The following is a 22,614-nucleotide window of genomic DNA, read 5'->3' as shown; positions in this document are numbered from 1 at the left end:
TATGCGCTTTCATGTTCCGCGGAGCATCTATGCGGCTAGGGCTACAGGAGGAGCGCCGGTAAGCCGATAAAGGGAACGTCCGCCCAGCGGAACACGTCGCAAAACGAGATGCAGTCTTGTCGTCGCAGTGTACGAAGGAGCGTCCCCGTGGGCATTCTGTCGTTCGGTTCCGGCGCACCGCCGGTGGGGCTCGACATCGGGTCCGACCACGTTCGCGCCGCCCAGCTGAGGAGCCAGGGCTCAGCGCTCGTGCTCAGCGGCTACGGCTCCGTCGACGTCCCCATGGGGGCCGTCGTCGAGGGCGAGATCGTCGACACCGAGGGCGTGGCCGCCGCCATCCGGCACCTCTGGCGCGAGGTGGAGGCCACCGGCAAGGACGTCTGCGTCGGCGTCTCCAACCAGAAGGTCGTCGTCCGCCTCATCGATCTCCCCTACATGGACCCGGCCGAGCTCCAAGGCGCCATCCAGTATCAGGCGCAGGACTACATCCCCATCCCCATCGAGGAAGCGATACTCGACTTCCACATCATCGGGGACTATATGACGCCCGCGGACGAGCACATGATGGAGGTGCTGCTCGTCGCGGCCCAGCAGGACATGATCGGCGCCGCGGTCGCGGCGGTCGAGGGTGCGGGGCTCCGACTGCGCCGGATCGACGTCACGTCCTTCGCGATCGTCCGGGCGCTCATGGGCGCCGTCCCGAACGTGTTGCCGGACGAGGCCGAGACGGCCGAAGCCACGGCGATCATCCACATCTCCTCGGGGTTGACCAACATCGCGGTGGTCGAGAGGGGGGTCCCGCGCTTCACGCGCGTCTCGTCGCTGGCCGGGAACCACTTCACGCAAGGGATCGCCAACGTGCTCAACCTGACCTTCGACGAGGCCGAGGACCTGAAGATCCGGGTGGGGTTGCCCGACATCGACGGCAGGCCGTCGGTCGCGCACGGCCTCGACCCGTCCGTCGTCCAGGTGGCCCAAGAGTCCCTCGAGCGCGAGGTGAACAAGTTCATCGCCGAGGTCCGCCGGTCGCTGGACTACTACCTGACACAGGCTACGCAGATCCGCAGCATCAAGCGCATCTACATGACGGGTAGCGGTTCCCAGCTCTCCAACATGCACCTGTACCTGTCCAGGGGCCTTCAGGCCGAGGTGGCGCTTCTGGATCCGCTCGCGCGCATCCAGACCGTGCGGTCCCTGGAACAGGCGCTGCTGGCCGACCGGATGGGTTGCGCGCCGGCGGTCGGGCTTGCGATGGGGGGTCTCCAATGATCCGGATCAACCTTCTGCCACCGGAGATAACCGCCAAGCGGCAGTTCGAGCGGAACCGGACGTACATCGTGCTCCTCGGCGTGCTGCTCTTCGCCATGCTGGGGGGAGTGTGGTCCTACGGTATGGTCCAGGTAGGGACCCGCTCGAGGCAGCTCCAGAACCTCAAGGCGGAAGCGCAGAGATACCGGGGCATCGCCGACTCCTACAAGATCTACGAGGCTCGCAAGGAGGACCTGACCGCACGCAAGGGGGTCGCGGACAAGGCCCTGACGGGCCGGGTCCTGTGGGGCAGGCTCGGCGACGAGGTCTCGCTCATCCTGCCGCAGGGCATGTGGGTCACCCGGTTCTCGATGCACGAGGACAACGGCGTGCAGATGGAGGGCGTGGCCCTGGACGCGGCCGCGGACGTGCCGGACGTCGCGCACAAGGAGATCGCCAAGCTGCTGGTGCGCCTCGCCGACCTGGACCAGCTCTACGACGTGTGGCTGGTCTCCTCGGAGAAGGTCGACGAGGAGGGCGGGTCGCCGTCGATCAAGTGGCAGGTGACCAGCAAGGTCCGCAAGCCCGGCCAGGAGAAGTCCGCGACGCCGGCGAGTCCTGCCCCGCCCGTCCAGCCGGTGAATCAGTGATTGGGGCGATCCCGTGAAGCTGTCGCACAGGGACCAACTGCTCGTCATCGTCGTGGTGGTCGTGCTCCTCGCCGTGGCCGCGGTGTTCCTCCTCATCCTGCCTCAGCGCAAGGAGCTCGCGCGATTGAGCGGTGAGATCAGGCAGGCGGAAGCCGAGATCACAGAGGCCCGCGGTCTGCTCTCGCGCAGGCAGGAGGCCAAGAAGGAGGCGGTGGGCACCGAGGCGGAGCTGCTGAAGCTCGGCAACGCCGTACCCGAGTCCCCCGAGCTTCCCTCGCTCATCATAGAGCTGCAGGACGCCGCGAACGACTCGGGCCTGGACTTCAGAAGGATCGCGCCGGACACCTCGCTCGTCGAGCAGGAGGGATACGGCGTCGCGGCGGTCAAGCTGAAGATGTCCGGGCGCTGGGCGGACTTCGTCCACTTCTTCCAGAAGCTGCAGAAGCTGAACAGGCAGCTGCGCATCGTGGACATCATCGTCACCCCCAAGGGGACGGCCAAGGAAGGCGACGCGGCCCAGGACGATGAGCAGGTGCTCGAAGCCAATGTGACCATCGAGGTCTACACGATGGGCAAGACGGCGGCCGAGCCCGCTGTGCCGTCGGCGCCCACGGCGACCCAGTAGCACGGAGGACCGAGACGTGGCTCACGCATCCACACCGTTCGACACCGGCGCCGGCCAGTCCGGCGGCACGAAGGGCTTCCTGTCCACTACCGGGGGGAAGATGGTCGCCGTCGGCGTGACGCTGGGCGCGCTGGTCGTGCTCGCCTCCGTCGCGGGGATCGCCTTCCTCTTGCTCTCCGGGGGCAGCTTGGGCGACGTGATCCCGGGTTCGCCGGCAGCTGCGGGTCCGGCCCTGTCCGTCGTCGCGACGAGCACGCCGGATGGTTCCGCCGGCGGTTCCGGGGAGACGACGAAGGTCCCGCCCCCCGTCCCCAACAGCGAGCTGTTCACCTTCCGCGACATCTTCAAGCCCATCGTCGTCAAGCCTGCTCAGGCGGCCCCTCCGAAGTCGGGGGGATCCGAGGGCGGCGGCCAGGTCAACGCCGCTGAAGGGGAGCCCGACACGCTCTACCTCCAGGACATCAGCGTCGAGAACGGCGTCGAGAAGGCCGTCCTGACGTACAACGGGCAGCAGTACGTGCTCGCCGAGGGCGGGGTCATCGCCGGGACGCCGTGGAAGCTCCTCGCCGTCGACGGCAAGTCACGCTCCGCCGTCATGCTCTACGGCGACAGCCAGGTGACGCTCACCGTCGGGCAGGGGACCACAGCGGGCGGGCTGTCCAAGTAGCTCTCGCCGCTCGTCGGCTCCAACGTCTCCGCCGCCGGCCCGTCCTCGCGCATCGCCGTCCTCGGCCGCCGGGCGTGCCGCCTGCGCCATCAGGTAGAATCGCGGTACCGACGGCTCGGGAGGGGCGTACATGCGCTACACCACCGCAGGCGAGTCACACGGCCGCGCGCTCGTGGCGGTGGTGACCGGCGTTCCGGCCGGCGTGCCGGTCGACGCGGCGGCCATCGACGCCGACCTTGCTCGCAGACAGGTCGGTCACGGCCGCGGCGGGCGGATGCGCATCGAGGCGGACCGCGCCCTCATCCTCTCCGGCGTGCGGTTCGGCCGCGCGATAGGGTCGCCGGTGGCGCTGACGATCGCCAACAAGGACTGGGAGAACTGGACCGACGTCATGTCGGTGTCCGGGGACAAGCCCGCCGGCGTCCGCGTCACGGCCCCGCGTCCCGGTCATGCCGACCTTCCCGGGTACCTCAAGACGGGCACCGACGACGTGCGCGACGTGCTCGAGCGCGCGAGCGCCCGCGAGACCGCCGCCAGGGTCGCGGCCGGCGCGGTCGCACGGGCGCTGCTGGCCGAGGTGGGCGTCGAGGTCTTCTCCTGGGTCTCCTCGATCGGCGAGGTCAGCGCGGACGTGCCCGAGGACCCCTCATCGGTGGACAGGGCGGCGGTGGAGGCGAGCGACGTGCGGTGCCCCGACGAGGCGGTGGCGGTGCGCATGCGCGAGGCGATCGACGCCGCCGGAGCCGCGGGCGAGAGCCTCGGCGGGACGTTCTTCGTGAGGGCCGCAGGCCTCGTGCCCGGGCTCGGCGGCTACGCCGAGGCGCGCGCTCGCCTGGATGCCCGGCTGGCCGCGGCGGTCGTCTCCGTCCCGGCGGTCAAGGGCGTCGAGTTCGGTCTGGGCTTCGCCGGGGCCGCGCTTCCGGGCTCGCGGGCGCACGACGCGATCGTCCGCGACCCGGGGGGCGGCCTGCGCCGCGCCACGAACAGGGCGGGGGGCCTGGAGGGCGGGATGACCGACGGCGAGCCGCTGCTGTTGCGGGCGGCGATGAAGCCCATCCCCACGCTCATGACGCCCCTTGCCAGCGTCGACCTCGACACGCTGGAGGCCCTCGACGCCTCGCGCGAGCGCTCCGACGTCTGCGCCGTGCCGGCGGCGGCGGTCGTGGCCGAGGCGGAGGTCGCGCTCGTGCTCGCCGACGCGTACACGGAGAAGTTCGGCGGCGACCGCCTCGAGGACCTGAAGGCGGCGCTGGCCGCCTACCGCGACAGGCTGCCGAGGTGACTGTGGCGCGCCGCGTCTACCTGGTCGGCTTCATGGGCTCGGGCAAGACGACGGTCGGCCGGATGCTCGCTTCGCGCCTGGGGTCGCCGTTCGTGGACCTCGACGCGGAGATCGAGCGTCGCGAGGGCGCCTCCGTGGAGGCGGTCTTCGAGCGCGGCGGCGAGGAGGGGTTCCGGCGCGCGGAGGGCGCCGCTTTGGCCGAGGTCGCGTCGGGAGGCCCGGCGGTGGTGGCCTGCGGCGGCGGGATCGTGCTCGACGAGGGCAACCGGTCGCTCATGCGCGATACGGGCACGGTCGCCTACCTGCGCGTGACCGCCCCCGAGGCGGTCGCCCGCACGGGCGAGGCGAGCGGCAGGCCGCTGCTTGACGGCCGCGACGCCCTCCGGAGGGCCGAGGCGCTGCTCCGCCGCAGGGAGCCTCTCTACGAGGCGGCCGCGGACGTCGTGGTCGAGACGGACGGCCGCGCGCCGGAGGAGGTGGCCGAGGAACTGGCCGGCGGGTTGCGGGCCGCAGGCGGCTTGACGCTGGAGGTCGCCGTCACGCCGCCGTATCTCGTGCGGGTCGGCCCGGGGCTGCTGGAGGCCGTCGGCGCCAGCGTGCGCGCGCTCGGCGCGCGCTCGGCGGCCGTGATCTCGGACGAGACCGTGGCCGAGCTCTACGGCGAACGGGTCCGCGACTCGCTCGAGCGGGCCGGCGTGCGCTGCGCCGAGGTGCTCGTCCCGCCGGGCGAGACGTCCAAGAGCTGGGACCGGGCGGGCCGCGTGCTGAGCGAGCTGGCCCGGGCCGGGCTCGAGCGCGACGGAGCGGTGGTGGCGCTCGGCGGCGGCGTCGTCGGCGACCTCGGCGGCTTCTGCGCCTCGGTGTACATGCGCGGCGTCCCTGTCGTTCAGGTCCCCACGACGCTGCTCGCGGCCGTCGACAGCGCGATCGGAGGCAAGACCGGCGTCGACCTGCCGGCGGGCAAGAACCTCGTCGGCACGTTCTGGCAGCCCGCCGAGGTGCTCGCGGACACCTCGGTCCTTCAGACGGTGCGCGAGTCCGAGTGGCGCTCCGGCCTGGCCGAGGTGGCCAAGTCCGCGCTGCTCGCCGGGGAGGCCGAGCTCGCGGCCATCGAGGCCGGCGCGGCCGCGCTGGAAGCGCGCGAGGAGCGCGCGGTGCTGGACGCGGTGCGGATGGCGGCCGGGCTGAAGGCGCGCGTCGTGGGGGAGGACGAGCGCGAGACCGGTCCGCGCGAGGCGCTCAACTACGGGCACACGCTCGGGCATGCGCTGGAGGCCGTGCTCGGCTACGGCACGGTCCCGCACGGCCACGCCATCGCCGAGGGCATGCGCTTCGCGGCGCGCCTCGCGGAGCGGCTGCTGGGGGTGGGACCTGCGGTCGGGGCGCGCCAGGACGCGCTGCTGGACGCTCTCGGGCTGCCGCCGCTGCCCTACGACGCCGACCCCGACGCGCTCCTGCGGGCGATGGCCGCCGACAAGAAGGCAAGGGGCGGCGAGATACGCTTCGTACTGCTACGCTTGCCCGGGGAGTGGAGCGTCGTGCCGGTCGGTTCGGACGTGCTCGCCGAGGAACTGGGATCCCACCCCCGCGGTCGCGGCGAGCGAGGGGAGAGGGAGCGATGATACGGATCCTGGTGCTTTCCGGACCGAACCTGAACCTGCTCGGTCGCCGCGAGCCGGAGGTCTACGGCAGCACGACGCTGTCGGAGATCGAGGCGCACGTCGCCGAGCGCGCCGCCGACCTCGGTGTGGAGGTCGGATTCGTGCAGAGCAACCACGAGGGCGTGCTGATCGACGCCCTGCAGGAAGCGGGCGGCGAGTACGACGCCGCGGTGTTCAACCCCGGCGCGTACACGCACTACAGCTACGCGCTGAGGGATGCGGTGGCCGCGGCGGGCCTGCCCGTGGTCGAGGTGCACCTGAGCAACGTGGCCGCGCGCGAGGGCTTCCGGCACACGAGCGTCATCGCGCCGGCCTGCGCCGGCCAGATCGCCGGCTTCGGGGCCAAGAGCTATGTCCTGGGCCTGGAGGCGGCCGCCGTGATCGCGGAGGAGCGTCGGTGAACGCCGACGGCCGCCTGGCGGCGCTGCGCCGCCGCCTCGCCGACGAGGAGGCGGAGGCGTTCCTCGTCACCGACGTGGCGAACATGCGCTACGTGACCGGCTTCGAGCACGTGCTCGACGAGTCGCCCAACGCCGCCTGCGTCGTCACGTCCGAGTGGGCCCGCTTCTACACGGACGGCCGCTACGAGGAGGCTGCGCGCGAGGAGGCCGACGGCACGGCGTGGGCCGTCCGCTCCGTGGAGCGCTCGCTGTACATCGAGATGTGCGACCAGCTCGCCGAGGAGGGCGTGCAGTCGCTGGCGCTGGAGACCTCTATCCCCTACGGCCGGTTCCGCTTCGTCTCGGAGCGGTTCGAAGGGCGGGTCCTGCCGGTCGAGCAGTGGGTGGAGGGGCTGCGCCAGGTGAAGGAGGCGCGGGAGGTCGAGCGCATCGAGGCGGCCGCGGCGATGGCCGACGCCGCCGTGGAGCACGCGCTCGGGCTCGTGCGGCCGGGCATGACGGAGACCCGTCTCGCGCTGGAGCTCGAGGTCTTGATGCGCTCCGGGGGCTCGGAGGGCGTCGCGTTCCCGATCATCGTCGCCAGCGGCCCGAACTCGTCCCGCCCGCACGCCATCTCCACCGAGCGGGCCTTCGTCGAGGGCGACCTCGTACTGATCGACCTCGGCGCGCGCGCGGGAGGGTACTGCAGCGACCTCACCCGCACGCTGGTCGTGGGAGCGGCCTCGGAGGAGGTCAGGGCGATGCACTCGGCGGTCGCCGCGGCGAACGGCGAGGCGACCGCCAGGCTGCGGGCGGGCGTGCGCGGAAGCGAGATCGACGCCGTGGCGCGCGACGCGCTCGCGGAGCGCGGCTTCGGTGGGCGGTTCAGCCACGGGCTGGGGCACGGCGTGGGGCTCGAGGTCCACGAGCTCCCGAGGATGGGCCCCGGCGCGGACGACTCGGTCCTCGGGGGGTCGGTCGTGACCGTGGAGCCGGGCGTCTACGTGCCGGGCCTGGGCGGTGTTAGAATCGAGGACCTGGTCGTGGTCGAGGACGGCGGATGCCGCCTGCTCAGCCACGCACCCCGGGAGCTGATCGAGGCCGGCTAGGGCCGGTCTCCGTGCGGGAAGGGCGTCGGGAGTGGCGGTCTCCACCAACAACCTCAAGAACGGGATGTGCGTCTCGCACAAGGGCAAGCTCTGGATCGTCGTCGAGTTCCAGCACGTCAAGCCGGGCAAGGGCGGAGCGTTCGTGCGCACCAAGCTCAAGGAGCTCAAGACCGGCCGGGTCGTCGACGAGACGTTCCGCGCGGGCGAGAAGCTGGACGACGTGCGCGTGGAGACCAAGGAGATGCAGTTCCTGTACTCCGACGGGGCGTCGTTCCACTTCATGGACACCGACAGCTACGAGCAGGTCGAGCTCGGCGCGGACTTCATCGGGGACGCGGCCAAGTGGCTCAAGGAGGGCGACAGCGTGCGGCTGCTGGTCGCCGGCGGCGAGATGATAGGCGCCGAGCCGCCGATGTTCGTGGAGCTCGAGGTGGTCGAGACCGACCCCGGCTTCAAGGGCGACACCGTGCAGGGCGGCACCAAGCCGGCCACGCTGGAGACGGGCGCGGTCGTGCAGGTCCCGATGTTCGTCGAGGTCGGCGACAAGCTGCAGATCGACACGAGGGACGGCCGCTACGTCACCCGCGTCTGAGAACGGTCCCGGCGGCGCCCGCAGCGCGGTCGCGCCTTGGCCGGCGACGTGCTTCGGAGTGCCGGGGAAGCCGTATCGCAGGTAACCGCCCGACAGGTATACTGTCCAGACCAACGTCGAGAGACCCCGCGCCTTCACCTCGGGCGGCGCGCGGAGGTGAGCCATGCGACCCGTCAAGATCACGGACACCACACTGCGCGACGCGCACCAGTCGCTGTGGGCGACTCGCATGACCATGGCCGATATGCTGCCGATCCTTCCGAAGATGGACGCGGTCGGGTACTGGTCGCTCGAGGTCTGGGGAGGGGCCACGTTCGACGCGTCGCTGCGCTTCCTGGACGAGAACCCGTGGGAGCGGCTGCGCGTGATCAAGCGGCACTGCCCGAAGACGCCTCTGCAGATGCTGCTGCGAGGTCAGAACCTCGTCGGCTACCGGCACTACGGCGACGAGATCGTCACTCGCTTCGTGCACGCCTCGGCGCGCAACGGGATCGACGTCTTCCGCATCTTCGATGCGCTGAACGACATCCGTAACGTGGAGGTGTCGGCGGCGGCGGTCAAGGAGTGCGGCGCGCACTTCGAAGGAGCGATCTCCTACACCGTCAGCCCCGTCCACACCCTGGACTCCTATCTCGAATACGCGCAGGAGCTCAAGGCGCTCGGAGCGGACACGATCTGCGTGAAGGACATGGCCGGCATGCTCACGCCGTTCCGCACCGAGAAGATGGTGCGGGCGCTGAAGGAGGAGGTCGGCCTGCCGGTGCACGTGCACTGCCACTACATCGGCGGCATGGCGCCGATGAACTACCTGAAGGCCGCCGAGGCCGGGGCCGACATCGTCGACACCGCGGTGGTGGCGCTGGCGTTCGGGAACAGCCAGCCCGCGGGCGAGATGATCGTGGCGGCGCTCAAGGAGAGCCCGTACGACTCCGGCCTCGACCTGGACCTGCTCTTCGAGATCGCCGAGTACTGGGAGGAGGTGCGCCGCCGCAAGGGGCTCAAGCGCGGTGTCACCTCGCTCCTGTCGATGGAGGTCTTCAGTCACCAGGTCCCGGGCGGCATGATGAGCAACCTCGTGAGCCAGCTCGAGCTGCAGAAGGCGGGGGACCGGCTGCCCGACGTGCTCGCCGAGATCCCCAAGGTGCGCGCCGAGGTCGGGTACCCCCCGCTGGTGACGCCTCTGTCGCAGATCGTGGGCACGCAGGCGGTCATCAACGTGCTCACCGGGAAGCGCTGGGCCGTCGTGCCTCAGGAGATGAAGGACTACATCAAGGGCCTCTACGGCCGGGCGCCGGGTCCGATGAACGCCGAGGTGGTCGGGAAGGTCCTCGGCAAGGACGAGCCGCTGCCCGACGACGTGCGGCCGGGCTCGCTCGTGGAGGCCGCCTACGACGACCTCGCCGCCGAGATAGGGGACCTCGCGCACAGCGAGGAGGACGTGCTGATGTACGCGCTCTTCCCCAACGAGGCGCGCAACTACCTGACGCTGCACCAGGAGGGCGCCGAGAGCGCCGTGTTCATGATGGGCGAGGAGCTCGACGCGTACAGGGAGGACGAGTCCGTGGATGTGAACCAGATACGCGAGCTCATCAAGATCGTCGAGCTCTCGGACGTGAACGAGGTCGTGGTCGAGGAGGGCGGCACCAAGGTCGTCGTCCGCAAGGGCGCCGGCGGCACGGGCGCCTCGCTGTCCAGCGCGGAGGCGGCCGCTCCCGAGGTCGCGCCGCCCCCCGGCGCGCCGGCGGCCGCGACGCCGGAGGCGCGGCCGGAGCGCCCCGCGCACTGGCGGACCGTGGTCTCGCCGATGGTGGGGACGTTCTACCGCTCGCCCTCCCCGGGCGCGGAGCCGTTCGCCGCCGTCGGGGACGAGGTGGAAGAGGGCCAGACGCTGTGCATCCTCGAGGCGATGAAGCTCATGAACGAGATCGCCGCCGAGGAGGCCGGCGTCATCCGCGAGGTCGCGATGTCCGACGGGGCCGCCGTCGAGTACGGTACGGTGCTCTTCTACTACGAGCCGGCCGGTTAGCCGGGCATGGCCGCTCCGTTCGCCAAGGTCCTCGTCGCGAACCGCGGTGAGGTCGCGCTGCGTGTCATCCGGTCGTGCAAGGAGATGGGCGTGGCCTGCGTGGCGGTCTACTCCGACGCCGATCGCGACAGCCTGCACGCGCGCGTGGCCGACGAGGCGGTCTGCATCGGTCCCGCGACCTCCTCTCTCAGCTACCTCTCGATGCCCAACATCATCTCGGCGGCGCTGCTCACCGGCGCCGAGGCCGTGCATCCCGGCTACGGGTTCCTCGCCGAGAACGCGGCGTTCGCGCGCGCCTGCGCGGACTCGGGCCTGGTCTTCATCGGGCCCTCCCCCGAGGCGATCGAGGGGATGGGGGACAAGGCCGTCGCGCGCGCTACCATGATGGCCGCCGGCGTGCCCTGCGTGCCCGGCAGCGACGGCCCCGTCGAGAGCGAGGCGGAGGCCCTCGCGTCCGCGGAGAAGGTCGGGTTCCCGGTGCTCATCAAGGCCTCCGCCGGCGGCGGGGGGCGGGGCATGCGGGTCGCCCGCGACGCTGGCGAGATCGTCGCGAACCTGGCGGCCGCCAAGGCCGAGGCGGCGGCGTCCTTCGGCAACGACGCCGTCTACATCGAGAAGTACCTGACTCGTCCCAGGCACATAGAGCTGCAGGTGCTCGCGGACACGCACGGCAACGCGGTGCACCTCTTCGAGCGCGACTGCTCCATCCAGCGGCGCCACCAGAAGCTCGTGGAGGAGGCGCCGAGTCCCGCGCTGACGCCCGGACTGCGTTCCGCGATGGGCGAGGCGGCCCTGAAGGCCGTGCGGGCGGTGGGCTACGTGAACGCGGGCACCGTGGAGTTCCTGCTCGACACCGACGGCAGCTTCTACTTCATGGAGATGAACACGCGGGTGCAGGTCGAGCACCCCGTCACCGAGCAGATCACCGGCGTCGACATCATCAAGGAGCAGATCCGGATCGCCGCGGGCGAGTCCATGAAGCACAGCAGCCAGGACCAGGTGGTCATGCGAGGGCATGCCATCGAGTTCCGCATCAACGCCGAGGACCCGCGCCACAACTTCCGTCCCCACCCCGGCCGCGTGGACGTCTTCAACCCGCCGGGCGGCTTCGGCGTGCGCGTGGACAGCCACGCGTACTCCGGCTACGTCATCCCCCCGCACTACGACTCGCTGCTCGCGAAGCTGATCGTGTGGGGCGAGACGCGCGGCGAGGCCATCGACCGGGGACGGCGGGCGCTGGACGAGTTCATCGTCGTCGGCGTGCCGACCACGGTCGCGTTCCATCAGCGGGTGGTGGAGGACGCGGATTTCCGGGCCGGCGAGGTCTATACTGACTTCGTCGAGGCACGCGAGATCGAGCGCGCGCTCCGCGAGGACGGGGATGGAGCGCAGGGATGACCGAGGAGATCCGGATAGACGACCTGGGAGTGGCTCCCGGCGTTCTCGAGACCATCGTCTCGCTGGCGGCCCAGTCCGTCCCGGGCGTGGCGTGCCTCGGGGGAGCCGGCCTCGCCGGCCTGGTCGGCAAGGCCAAGGGCGGGGCGGTCGACGTCACGCAGGACGACGGCTCGCTCAAGGCCGTGGTCCACCTGCAGGTCCGCTACGGCGAGCCCTTGCACGCCGTGGCCGCCGACGTCCAGCGCGCGGTCGCGGAGGCGCTGCTGAGCCAGGTGGGCAAGCCCGTCTCCGCCGTGGACGTCTTCGTCGACGGCGTCGTGTTCGAAGAGTAGCCGGCGCACGGCGAGGGCGGGGAATGCTCGAACGCAGCAAGGCGCGCAGGCAAGCGCTGCACATCCTCTACCAGCGGGAGGTGACGGGCGAGCGCACGGCCAGGATCCTCTCCGAGCGCTCGTACTCCACGGAGGAGGGGGAGCCCGTCGAGTATGCGCGCGCGCTCACGCTGGGCGTCGAGGCCCACCTCGCGGACCTCGACGACCGCCTCGAGACGATCTCGGAGAACTGGTCGGTGGCGCGCATGCCGCTCGTGGACCGCAACATCCTGCGGCTCGCGGCCTATGAGATACTCTTCGGCGAGGACGTGCCGCCCTCCGTGGCGATCAACGAGGCCGTGGAGCTGGCCAAGGTCTTCGGCGGGAACGATTCCTCCAAGTTCGTCAACGGCGTCCTGGGCCGGCTGGCCGAGACGTTCGCCACGGAGAGTCGCGGGGAAGGGACGGAAGAGGGCGGATGACCGACGAGTGCTACACCTTCGCCCAGGCCCGGGTGCGGCTCGAGGAGATCGTCGCCCAGGTGCGCAAGAAGGACACCTCGCTGGAGCGCTCGCTCGACCTGCTCGAAGAGGGCGTGCGGCTGGCGAACGTCTGCACGGAGCTCTCCGACCACACCGAGTGGCGCAGCGTGATCGAGGAGCGCGACGACGCGGCCGGGGGGGGCGGTAGCCCCGACGCCGGGGCGGACGGCGACCGCGCCGTGTCGGACGACGCGGTGGCGGAAGCCGAGGACGGGACCGTCGGGACCGAGGACGCCGACGGGGACCCCACGCGCGGGTGACGCGACGGACACGACGCCGCGGCCGCCTTGTGGCCCCGTCTCGGCCCGAAGTATGCTTGGGTATCCGTCGCGGCGGGGAACGGACCCCGATGCCGACTTGACGAGCGGGAGAACGACGTGCCCGATCCCATACTCGATACGATCGCCTCTCCCGAGGACCTCAAGCCCCTGGACGCGCGGCAGCTCGCGCGTCTGGCCGAGGAGATCCGCGAGACGCTGATCACCACCGTGTCGCGCACGGGAGGGCACCTGGCACCCAACCTCGGGGTCGTCGAGCTCACGATCGGGCTGCTGCGGGCTCTGGACACCCCGCGCGACAAGGTCGTGTGGGACGTCGGCCACCAGAGCTACGTGCACAAGCTGCTCACCGGCCGGCGGGACAGGTTCGCCACCCTGCGCCAGTACGGCGGCGTGTGCGGCTTCCCCAAGCGCGCCGAGAGCCCGTACGACGTCTTCGACACGGGGCACGCGTCGAACTCGCTCTCGCTGGCCCTGGGACTCGCGCAGGCGCGAGACGCGCTCGGCCGCGACGAGACCGTCGCCGCCGTCATCGGCGACGGCTCCATGACCGGCGGCATGGCCTTCGAGGCGCTCAACCACATCGGGCACCTCGGCACGCGGATCGTGGTCGTGCTCAACGACAACGAGATGTCGATCTCACAGAACGTAGGCGCTCTCTCCGCGTACCTCGCGCGCGCGCGCCTCGACCCGCGTTACTACCGTCTGCGCGACGACGTGGAGACCGCTCTGGCGCGAACGCGGCTGGGCGCGGCCATGGTCGCCGCGGGAGAGGCGGCCAAGGGCAGCGTCAAGCAACTGCTCGTGCCCGGCATGCTCTTCGAGGAGCTCGGGCTGAAGTACGTGGGACCCATCGACGGCCACGACCCGCTGATGGTGCAGAACGCGGTGACGTGGGCGAAGGCCTACGAAGGCCCCGTCATCATCCACGCCGTGACCAGGAAGGGCGCCGGCTACCCGCACGCGGAGGCGGACGCCGAGTCCTTCCACGGCGTCAGCCCGTTCGAGATCGCCTCGGGCAAGGTCAACGGCGGCACGGGCGGCCCGCTCACCTACACCGAGGCGTTCGGACACGCGCTCGTGCAGCAGGCCCGTCGCGACCCCCGCATCGTGGCCATCACCGCCGCGATGCCGGCGGGCACCGGGCTGGCGGCGTTCGCCGAGGAGTTCCCCGAGCGCTTCTACGACGTCGGGATCGCCGAGCAGCACGCCGTCGGGCTGGCCGCCGGCCTCGCGGCGGGCGGGATGCTGCCGGTCGTCGCGATCTACTCGACGTTCATGCAGCGCGCCTACGACCAGCTCCTCATGGACACGGCGCTGCAGGACCTGCACGTGGTGTTCTGCCTGGACCGCGCCGGTCTCGTCGGCGAGGACGGGGCGACGCACCACGGTGTCTTCGACCTCACGTACCTGCGTTCCATCCCGAACATGATGGTGATGGCGCCGGCCGACGAGGCCGAGCTGGGCGACATGCTCCACACGGCCCTGTATGCCGCGGACGGTCCCGTGGCGATCCGCTACCCTCGCGGCAAGGGCACCGGCACGGGCGCGCCCGGCGAGCCGGTCGTGCTGGACGCGGGCAAGGCCGAGTGGCGCCGCAGCGGGTCCGACGCCGCGATACTGGCGGTCGGGCGCATGGTGGGCATCGCCGAGGAGGCCGCCGATCTGCTCGCCGCCGACGGCGTGAAGGTCAGCGTCGTGAACGCCCGATGGGTCAAGCCGCTCGACCTCGAGACCGTCTCCGCCGCGGCGGCACGCCACCCCCTGCTCGTGACCGTGGAGGAGAACACCGGGATGGGCGGGTTCGGCGGAGCCGTCCTCGAAGCGCTGGCCGACCTCGACCTCGAGGTGCCGGTGCTGCGCCTCTCGATCCCGGACTGCTTCGTCACCCACGGGGCGACCCAGCGCCTCTTCGCCGACGTGGGTCTGACGCCCGAGGACGTCCGTGCGGCCGTCCTCGGCAGGCTGCGGGACCTCTCCGGCGAGGCGGAGCGTCCCGCCGAGGAGGAGCGGCATGGCGCGCGCGAGGGCCGACGTCGTCCTGACCTCTAGGGGGATGTTCGCCTCCCGCGAGCAGGCCCGGGCCGCGATCCTGGCCGGCGAGGTGCGCTCCGGCGGCGAGCGGGTCGTAAAGCCGGGCCAGCTGATCGAAGAGGACGCCGACCTGGAGGTCGCCGAAGCCCCCCGCTACGTCTCCCGCGGCGGCGTGAAGCTCGCGGCCGCGCTGGAGGCGTTCGGGGTCGAGGCGGCCGGCAAGCACGTGATCGACGTGGGGGCATCCACCGGTGGCTTCACCGACTGCGTGCTGCAGCGCGGCGCCGCGGCCGTCGCCGCCGTGGACGTGGGCTACGGCCAGTTCGCGTGGTCCCTGCGCAACGACCCCCGGGTCAGGGTCTTCGAGCGCACGAACATCCGCGATGCGGACCCCGACGCGATCGGGGCGCCGTTCGACCTGGCCGTGGTCGACGTGAGCTTCATCGGACTGGGGAAGGTGCTGCCGGCCGTCGCCGCGCTGCTCTCCGCCGAGGGCGAGGCCCTCGCCCTGGTGAAGCCTCAGTTCGAAGCGGGTAAGGGCCGTGTCGGTAAGAAGGGCGTGGTGCGGGAGGCGGCGGTACACCTCGAGGTGCTCGAACGCGTGCTGTCCGACGCGCGAGAGCAGGGCTTCGAGGTCCGGGGCCTGACGTTCTCGCCCATCACCGGGCCGGAAGGTAATATCGAGTTCTGGGTGCGCCTCGGTCGCGGCGGTCGTCCCGCCGCTGTGGACGTGGCGCGCGTCGTCGAAGCGGCGCACGCCGCGCTAGGGGGTCGTTAGGTTGCGCGTCCTGCTCGTGCCCAACACGGGCAACCCCAGGTCCGTCCAGGCCGTGCGAGAGCTGGCCGTGTGGCTGGTCTCAGGCGGCTGGGAGTCGGTGCTCGTCTCGGAGGACGCCGAGGCGGTGGGGCTGCCCGAGCACGGCGTGCCGCGCACCGGGATCGGCGTCCCCGCCCTGGCCGTGGCGCTGGGAGGGGACGGGACGATCCTGAAGGCGGTGCACCTGAGCGAGTCGGCCGACACGCCGGTCCTCGGCGTGAACCTCGGGCGGCTGGGCTTCATGTCCGGCGCCGACGCAGCGAGCATGCGCGAGGCGATCACCGACGCGCTCGCCGGCGACGTGCGTGTCGAGCGTCGCGCCACGCTCCAGGCCGAGGTCTCCATGGCGGGCAGGACGATGGGCCGCTTCCGCGCTCTGAACGAGGTCTTCGTCGGCCGAGGACCGACGGGCAGGGTGGTCGACGTGGCAGTGTCGGTGAACGGGTCGCCGCTGGTGCGCTTCCTGGCCGACGGCGTGGTCGTCGCGACGCCCACCGGTTCCACGGCCTACGCGCTCTCGGCCGGCGGTCCCGTTCTCGCGCCCGACGTCGGCGGGACGGTGGTCGTGCCCGTCGCGGCGCACACGCTGCGCTCCCGCCCGCTGGTCATCGGCCCGAGCGACCGGGTCGAGATCGCGTTCCCCAATCCGCTGCGGGCGAACGCGTGCGTGAGCGTCGACGGGGAGGCGATGCCGTGCCGGCAGGCGCTGGAGCGCGTCGCGGTCTGGCGCGGCGAGAGGGACGTAGCCCTGGTGAAGCACGACGGGCGCGGCTTCTACGACGTGCTGCGCGACGAGTTCCTCGGGGGGTAGCGTGCTCCAAGAGCTCCACGTTCGCGACCTCGCGCTGATCGAGGAGGCCTGGATCGAGCTGGGGCCGGGCATGACGGTGCTCACCGGCGAGACCGGAGCGGGCAAGACGGTGCTCGTCGGCGCGCTGAAGCTGCTGCTGGGAGAGCGGGCGGACTCCACCCTCGTGCGCCAGGGCGCGGCCGAGGCGCTCGTGGAGGGGCGCTGGTGCCGCGGCGGCGAGGAGAGGCTCGCGCGGCGGCGGCTGAGCGCCGACGGGCGCTCGCGCTGCGCGCTGGACGGTGAGATGGCCACCGTCGGCGCGCTCGCCGAGGCGTTGGGCCCGCTCGTGGACCTGCACGGGCAGCACGAGCACCAGGCGCTGCTCTCCGCGGCGCGGCACGCGGCCTACCTGGACCGGTTCGTCGGCGACGAGGCGGCGTCGGCCCTTCGCGCGTACCGTGACGCGTTCGACGCCCGCGCGGAGGCGGCCGACGGTCTCGAAGCGCTGCGGGCGAGCCTGGCCGACCGGGAGCGGCGACTCGACTACCTGCGCTTCCAGGTCACCGAGATAGCAGCGGCAGCGCCGGGCGAGGGAGAGGACGCCGCCATCGAGGCGACCCTGCCGGCGCTGCGCCACGGCGAGCGGCTCACCTCCGCCGCCGCCTCCGCGTACCGGGCGCTGCGGGAGGACGGGGGCGCCGTCGACAGCCTCGCGGCGGCCCGCCGGGTGCTCGCCGGAGTGGGCGGCATCGACCCGGCCCTCGATGCGCTCGCCGAGGAGCTCGAGGGCGCCGCGGCCTCTCTCGAGGAAGCCGCGTGGCAGCTGCGTTCGCGCGCAGAGGCGGTGGCACACGACCCGCGCGAGCTCGACGAGGCGGAGTCGCGGCTGGCCACGCTGCAGCTCCTCAAGAAGAAGTACGGTCCGACGCTGGCCGACGTCCTGCGCACGCGCGCCGAGGCCGAGGCGGAGATCTCCGGTCTCGAGTCCGCCGAGGAGGGCCTGCGTGCCGCCGAGGAGGGCCTGCGCGCCGCCGAGGAGGGCCTGCGCGCCGCGGGCGAGCGCCTGGCCGCGCTGCGCGGGGCCTCGTCCGGGCGCTTCACCGAGCTCCTCGCGGAGGCCGCCGGCGACCTCGCCATGACGCACGCGTCGTTCGACGTGGCCCTGGAGGACCTCCCGTTCGGGTCGTGGACCCGGGAGGGGCCGCAGCGCGTCGAGTTCACCTACTCGCCCGGTCCCGGACAGCAGCCGCGCCCCCTGGCCCGCATCGCGTCGGGAGGGGAGCTCTCGCGCGTGATGCTCGCGCTGAAGGGCGTGCTGGGCGCGGCGGACGACGTTCCGGTGATGGTCTTCGACGAGGTCGACGCCGGCGTGGGGGGCGCGACGGCCTCGTCCCTCGGGCGCCGGCTCGCCGAGCTGGCCCGCTCGCGGCAGGTGCTGGTGGTGACGCACCTCGCACAGGTGGCAGTCTACGCGGATGCCCACGTCGTGGTCGAGAAGAGCGTGGCCGGCGGGCAGGTCGTCACGGTGGTGCGGCCCGTCCTGGGCGAGGAGCGCGTGGAGGAGCTCGCCCGGATGCTCTCGGGCTCGGACTCCGACGCCTCCCTGGCGCATGCGCGCGAGCTCCTCGAGGGCGTCGGGCCCCCCGGCCCCGGCCGGGGCATCCAGGCCGCCGCGGGTGGTGCGTGATGCGCCATAGCGGCACCGCGCGGCTCGACCGCAGGACGAAGGACCTCGTGAAGCGCCTCGGCCGCGCCGACATCGCGATCGTGGACCACGAGGACATGGACCGCGTCAGCGCCGAGTCGCTGCTCGAGACCGGGGTGGAGGTCGTCGTCAACGCCGCCCAGTCGATCTCGGGGCTCTACCCCAACCTCGGGCCGCTCATCCTCGCCCGCGGAGGGGTAGTGCTCATCGATGAGGTCGGGCGGGAGGTCTTCGAGGCGGTGCGGGAGGGGGACACGGTCGAGGTCCAGGGCGAGTGCGTCTACCTCGACGGTGCCGAGGTGGCCCGGGGCACGCGGCTCACCGTCGCGGTCATCGAGGAAGCGATGGAGCGCGCCAAGGCGGGCATGGGAGAGCGGCTCGACGAGTTCGCGCGGAACACGCTCGAGTTCCTCGCCAAGGAGAAGGCCCTGCTCACAGACGGTACCGGCATTCCTGCCATCCGCACCGCGCTGAAGGACCGGCACGTGATGGTCGTCGTGCGAGGGTACGACTACCGCGAGGACATGCGCGCGCTGAAGCCCTACGTCCGCGAGATGAGGCCCGTGCTCGTAGGCGTGGACGGCGGCGCGGACGCGCTGCTCGAGGCGGGCCTCACGCCCAGGATCATCCTCGGCGACATGGACTCGGTCTCCGACGAGGCGCTGCGCTGCGGCGCGGAGCTGGTCGTGCACGCCTACCCCGACGGCCGCTGCCCCGCACAGGAGCGGCTCGAACGGCTGGGGATCGAGCACGTCGTCTGGCCCCTCGGCGCCACCAGCGAGGACCTCGCGCTGCTGCTGGCCTACGAGTCGGGCGCCGACCTGATCGTGGCCGTGGGCATGCACGACAACCTGCTCGAATACCTCGACAAAGGGCGAAAGGGCATGGCCTCGAGCTTCCTCACCAGGTTGAAGGTGGGGCCGAAGCTCGTGGACGCCAAGGGAGTGAACAAGCTGTACCGCACCACCGTCGGCCCGTCGCACCTGCTGCTGCTGGTCGCCGCGGCGCTCGCGGCGGTCAGCGCCCTCGTGATGATCTCGCCGTACGCGAGGACGTTCCTCGCCCTCGTGCTCCTGCGCGTGCGGGCATGGGCGGGGCTGTAGGGGGACGGGCGGCTCGCGGGGAGCCGCGCGCAGCGGGGCGGCGGGCCGGCGGTGTAGACTGGATGCCGGTCGCGGGATGGGAAGGCCGCCGTGTTCAACCTCAGGTACCACATCGCGTCGCTCGTCGCCGTCTTCCTGGCGCTCGCCGTCGGGTTGCTGCTCGGCGGGGTCGTGGTGGAGCGCGGCACCCTGGACCGGCAGCGCGACTCGATCGTCAAGAGCCTGCGCGACGACTTCGAGCGGCTCTCGGCGGAGAACCGCGAGCTGAGCGGGAGGGCGGAGCGTCACGAGCGCTTCGCCGAGGAGCTGCTGCCCGGTCTGCTCGCCGGCCGCCTGGCCGGCCGGAGCGTCGTGATCCTCGTGGACCCCTCCCGCCGGGACGTGTCCCGGCCGGTACGTGACGCTGTCCGCGCCGCCGGGGGCGAGCCGGTGACGGTGCGGTTGCGCTTCGAGGGGTTCGGCCTGGACGAGACCGGCCTCGCCTCGGCCCTGCCGGGCCTGCCGGAGGGCGACGCCGCCGCGCGCGCGGGCGCGCTCGCCGACGCGCTCGCGGCCGAGTGGCTGGCCGATGCTCCTCGGCCGGTCACGGAGAAGCTGCGGCTGGCCGGCGTCTTCGACGGCGACGAGCTGCCCGAGGGTCCTCCCGCCGCCGTCGTGGCGGCCGCCTCCTGGCAGACCGAAGACGGCGAGCAGCGGGCCGACGCGGTGGCCGAAGCGTTGCTCGCCCGGATGGCCGCCGGCGGCGTGCCCGTGGCGGCGGTGGAGGTCACGGGAGCGGACACGGGGTGTGTGCGGGCCGCGGTGGCCGAGGGGCTGCCGGCCGTCGACCACGCTGACACGCCGGAGGGCGCGGTGTCGCTCGTGTGGGTGCTCTCGGGGAGGGCCGAGGGCTACTTCGGCGTGCGGTCCGGGTCGGACGCGGCGTTCCCGAAGTTGGCCGAGTAGCGCGTCTCACCCCCGGCGTTCCGCCGCGAGCATCGCGAGCGCGCGGAGCACGTCGGCGAACTGGCGCCCGCGGTGCAGGAAGCCGGCGAGGTCTCGTCCCGTCGCGGCATGCGACATGTCCACGTCGATCTCCCTCACCCGGAGTCCGGCGCGCAGCACGCGCACGGTCGTCGCCACCTCGAGCCCGAAGCCGGGCGCGGGCGGCCCGGCCGCCTGCAGCGCGGCCGAGTCGAGCGCGCGCTGGCCGGAGAGCGGGGCGCGCGGCTCCCAGCCGGTGAGGCGACGGATGCCCCATCGCGCCAGCCGCACAACGAGCCCGAACCCGCCGCTGCGGGGAGGTCTCGGCAGCACCGCCACGGCCATGTCGGCGCGGCCCGCGAGCACGGGCTCCAGGAGAAGCGCCGCATGCGCGGCCGACCCGCCCAGGTCGCCGTCGAGCAGCAGCACCGCGTCCGGGCCGCCTTCCTCTCCGGCGCCGGCGGCCGCCAGCCCGGCAGCCACCGCACCCCCCTTGCCGGCGTTGCGCTCGAGGCGCACGACCTCGGCTCCTGCTCCCGCCGCGGCGTCGGCCGTCCCGTCCGTCGACCCGTCGTCCACCACGATCACCCGTGCGACGCCGGTTACGGCGCCGGCGGCGGCCACCGTGGCCGCGATGCGCGGGGCCTCGTCCCGGGCCGGGATGACCGCCACCACGCGAGGTCCGCGGTCCTCAGACGTCACGGGGTGTCCTCCCCAGGATGCGGCGCGCGAAGCGTCCGGCCAGGCGGTGGCCGGCAGCGACCTCGGGAACGCGCATGAGCGTCGCGCCCCCGTACGAGACGCCGAGGCCCAGCCCGCCCGCCAGCGCGATCTGGCCAAGGAGCGCGAAGCCCCTGGGCGAGCCGGTCGCGCGCACGGCCGCCAGCGCGACCAGGCCGCCGGCGAGCGAGGCGAGCAGCATCCTGGCCACGCTCGACGCGATCCCCCGCGTGTCGAAGCCGCCGATGCGCCTGCGCAGGATGAGTGCGAGGACCACGACGTGGGCGCCGTAGAAGACCGCGTCGGAGATCGGGATGCCCACGAGGCCGAGCCCCGGCCAGCCCGCCGCGCCCGAGGTCAGCACGGCGTACATGCCGATGTGCGCCGGAAGCAGCACCGCGTTCGTGACCATCGGCGTCTTGGTGTCCTGCGTCGAGTAGAAGGTCTTGAGCACGAACATGAACGCGGCGAAGAAGAAGAGCCCCGCTGCCCACCAGGACAGCACCGCGGCGACCAGGGGGACGTCCCCCTCGCCGAAGCGGCCCGCGCGGTACAGCGTGATCAGCGGGTTGGCGAGCGCGATGAGCATCGCGGCCATCGGGATGACCAGCGCGCCGGTCGCGCGCAGCCCCTTGGCGAAGGTCGCCTTGAACGACGCCCAGTCCTTCCGGTCCGCGCTGGCCGAGAGCTCGGGGAAGACCGCGGTCGCGAGCGCCACCGCGAAGATGCCGTAGGGGAGCTGGTAGAACATCCACGCGTAGAGCAGCGCGGCGGGGCCGCCGCTGCCGGTCTCGAACGCGTACGCGTTGCGGAACGAGATCGCGACGAGGTTTATCACCACGTAGCCCACCGTCGGTCCCATCATCCGTACCATCTTGCGGACCCCGGGGTGGTGCAGGTCGATCCTCGGCATCCAGCGGATGCCGGTCCTGCGCATGCTCGGCACCTGCACCGCCGCCATGACGATGACGCCCAGCGTCGTCCCGATCGCCAGCGCCGGGATCGCCAGTGGGGAGTCCGCGCGGCTGAGGGGCACGTACACGGCGAGGAGCGTAACGATCACCACGACGTTGTTGAAGATCGGCGCGACGGCTGGCGCGAGGAAGCGGCGGTAGGAGTTGAGCACGCCGGTGAAGACCGCCATCGCGCCGTAGAAGACGATCTGGATCGCGAAGAAGCGGAAGAGGAACGTGGCCAGGCGCGCCTCCTCCGGGGCGATGCGGAACGTCTGCGTACGCACGAACGGCTCGGCCCACACCGTGCCCACGAGCGCCACCGCTCCGAGTGCGAGCACCGTCACGTTGAGCACCGAGGACGCGAAGCGCCATGCGTCCTCGTCGCTCTCGCGCTGCTGACGCTCGATGAAGACCGGGATGAACACCGAGGAGAGCACGCCCCCGGCCACCAGCTCGAAGATCATGTTGGGGATGTTGTTGGCGACGCTGTACGAGGACGCCAGCAGCGTCACGCCGAGCGCGTACGCGATCGCCCACGCGCGCACGAAGCCGGTGACCCGTGAGACCGTCGTGGAGACCGACATGGACGCGGTCGAGCGCGCGATGGAGGGTGCTGCCAGCAGGGGCCTCCCTGGTCGGGGTGAGGAGCCGAACCGATTGTAGCCGAGGAGCGCCCGCCTCGCCGACAGGCCCGCCACCCTGCCGCCGGGGTCGCCGCGCCCCCGAGCGGCCGGCGCGGCTGGGCTATACTCTGCGC

At 72.1% G+C, this 22,614-nt stretch carries 22 protein-coding genes; 20 read left to right on the top strand and 2 right to left on the bottom strand.

The window, feature by feature from the left end; translation table 11 throughout:
* The first annotated feature begins 147 nt into the window (after positions 1-147).
* The 20 genes from pilM (at position 148) to IBX62_02735 (ending at position 20,163) form a co-directional block, all read left to right on the top strand.
* The gene (pilM, locus tag IBX62_02830; GenBank protein MBE0476016.1) at positions 148-1,269 is read left to right on the top strand and encodes a type IV pilus assembly protein PilM; all 1,122 of its coding nucleotides are present in this window, start codon (positions 148-150) and stop codon (positions 1,267-1,269) included.
* On the top strand, positions 1,266-1,898 hold the full coding sequence (locus IBX62_02825; GenBank protein MBE0476015.1) for a PilN domain-containing protein: 633 nt from the start codon (positions 1,266-1,268) through the stop codon (positions 1,896-1,898). The genes pilM and IBX62_02825 overlap by 4 nt, the downstream gene beginning before the upstream one ends.
* A gap of 13 nt (positions 1,899-1,911) precedes the next feature.
* Complete coding sequence (pilO, locus tag IBX62_02820) at positions 1,912-2,523, top strand: type 4a pilus biogenesis protein PilO (protein MBE0476014.1); 612 nt, start codon at positions 1,912-1,914, stop codon at positions 2,521-2,523.
* 16 nt (positions 2,524-2,539) lie between these two features.
* Entirely contained in the window at positions 2,540-3,190 is a 651-nt protein-coding gene (locus IBX62_02815) for a hypothetical protein (GenBank protein ID MBE0476013.1), read from the top strand.
* A 130-nt stretch (positions 3,191-3,320) separates the two neighbouring features.
* Entirely contained in the window at positions 3,321-4,472 is a 1,152-nt protein-coding gene (gene aroC, locus IBX62_02810) for a chorismate synthase (protein ID MBE0476012.1), read from the top strand.
* A 2-nt stretch (positions 4,473-4,474) separates the two neighbouring features.
* Entirely contained in the window at positions 4,475-6,094 is a 1,620-nt protein-coding gene (aroB, locus tag IBX62_02805) for a 3-dehydroquinate synthase (GenBank protein MBE0476011.1), read from the top strand.
* Positions 6,091-6,534: a type II 3-dehydroquinate dehydratase gene (gene aroQ / locus IBX62_02800; protein ID MBE0476010.1), complete on the top strand. Its 444-nt coding sequence runs from the start codon at positions 6,091-6,093 to the stop codon at positions 6,532-6,534. Before aroB ends, aroQ begins: the two co-directional genes overlap by 4 nt.
* Complete coding sequence (locus IBX62_02795; GenBank protein MBE0476009.1) at positions 6,531-7,622, top strand: aminopeptidase P family protein; 1,092 nt, start codon at positions 6,531-6,533, stop codon at positions 7,620-7,622. Before aroQ ends, IBX62_02795 begins: the two co-directional genes overlap by 4 nt.
* Before the next feature lie 31 nt (positions 7,623-7,653).
* Positions 7,654-8,214 carry an elongation factor P gene (efp, locus tag IBX62_02790; protein ID MBE0476008.1) on the top strand — a complete coding sequence of 187 codons (561 nt, stop codon included), beginning with the start codon at positions 7,654-7,656 and terminating at the stop codon, positions 8,212-8,214.
* Positions 8,215-8,377: 163 nt separating this feature from the next.
* Entirely contained in the window at positions 8,378-10,240 is a 1,863-nt protein-coding gene (gene accB / locus IBX62_02785; GenBank protein MBE0476007.1) for an acetyl-CoA carboxylase biotin carboxyl carrier protein, read from the top strand.
* Between the two features lie 6 nt (positions 10,241-10,246).
* The gene (gene accC / locus IBX62_02780) at positions 10,247-11,638 is read left to right on the top strand and encodes an acetyl-CoA carboxylase biotin carboxylase subunit (GenBank protein MBE0476006.1); all 1,392 of its coding nucleotides are present in this window, start codon (positions 10,247-10,249) and stop codon (positions 11,636-11,638) included.
* Positions 11,635-11,970, top strand: coding sequence for an Asp23/Gls24 family envelope stress response protein (locus IBX62_02775; GenBank protein ID MBE0476005.1), 336 nt, complete (start codon positions 11,635-11,637; stop codon positions 11,968-11,970). Before accC ends, IBX62_02775 begins: the two co-directional genes overlap by 4 nt.
* Positions 11,971-11,993: 23 nt before the next feature.
* Positions 11,994-12,431, top strand: coding sequence for a transcription antitermination factor NusB (gene nusB, locus IBX62_02770; GenBank protein ID MBE0476004.1), 438 nt, complete (start codon positions 11,994-11,996; stop codon positions 12,429-12,431).
* Positions 12,428-12,751 carry an exodeoxyribonuclease VII small subunit gene (xseB, locus tag IBX62_02765; GenBank protein MBE0476003.1) on the top strand — a complete coding sequence of 108 codons (324 nt, stop codon included), beginning with the start codon at positions 12,428-12,430 and terminating at the stop codon, positions 12,749-12,751. Before nusB ends, xseB begins: the two co-directional genes overlap by 4 nt.
* A 129-nt stretch (positions 12,752-12,880) precedes the next feature.
* On the top strand, positions 12,881-14,821 hold the full coding sequence (locus IBX62_02760; GenBank protein MBE0476002.1) for a 1-deoxy-D-xylulose-5-phosphate synthase: 1,941 nt from the start codon (positions 12,881-12,883) through the stop codon (positions 14,819-14,821).
* Positions 14,784-15,581 (top strand): TlyA family RNA methyltransferase, encoded by a 798-nt coding sequence (locus tag IBX62_02755; protein MBE0476001.1) that lies wholly within the window; start codon positions 14,784-14,786, stop codon positions 15,579-15,581. The genes IBX62_02760 and IBX62_02755 overlap by 38 nt, the downstream gene beginning before the upstream one ends.
* Position 15,582: 1 nt before the next feature.
* On the top strand, positions 15,583-16,431 hold the full coding sequence (locus IBX62_02750) for an NAD(+)/NADH kinase (GenBank protein MBE0476000.1): 849 nt from the start codon (positions 15,583-15,585) through the stop codon (positions 16,429-16,431).
* 1 nt (position 16,432) lies between these two features.
* Positions 16,433-18,097, top strand: coding sequence for a DNA repair protein RecN (recN, locus tag IBX62_02745; GenBank protein MBE0475999.1), 1,665 nt, complete (start codon positions 16,433-16,435; stop codon positions 18,095-18,097).
* Positions 18,097-19,218: a hypothetical protein gene (locus IBX62_02740; GenBank protein MBE0475998.1), complete on the top strand. Its 1,122-nt coding sequence runs from the start codon at positions 18,097-18,099 to the stop codon at positions 19,216-19,218. The genes recN and IBX62_02740 overlap by 1 nt, the downstream gene beginning before the upstream one ends.
* A gap of 90 nt (positions 19,219-19,308) precedes the next feature.
* Positions 19,309-20,163 (top strand): copper transporter, encoded by an 855-nt coding sequence (locus tag IBX62_02735; protein ID MBE0475997.1) that lies wholly within the window; start codon positions 19,309-19,311, stop codon positions 20,161-20,163.
* Between the two features lie 6 nt (positions 20,164-20,169).
* Here the strand turns inward: IBX62_02735 and IBX62_02730 are convergent, their stop codons facing one another.
* Both IBX62_02730 and murJ read right to left on the bottom strand, forming a co-directional pair.
* Positions 20,170-20,883 carry a glycosyltransferase gene (locus IBX62_02730; protein ID MBE0475996.1) on the bottom strand — a complete coding sequence of 238 codons (714 nt, stop codon included), beginning with the start codon at positions 20,881-20,883 and terminating at the stop codon, positions 20,170-20,172.
* Entirely contained in the window at positions 20,873-22,441 is a 1,569-nt protein-coding gene (gene murJ, locus IBX62_02725) for a murein biosynthesis integral membrane protein MurJ (protein ID MBE0475995.1), read from the bottom strand. The genes IBX62_02730 and murJ overlap by 11 nt, the downstream gene beginning before the upstream one ends.
* Positions 22,442-22,614 lie beyond the last annotated feature (173 nt).

Source organism: Coriobacteriia bacterium (assembly GCA_014859305.1).
GTDB lineage: Bacteria > Actinomycetota > Coriobacteriia > Anaerosomatales > Kmv31 > Kmv31.
This window is presented reverse-complemented; position numbering and strand designations above follow the sequence as displayed.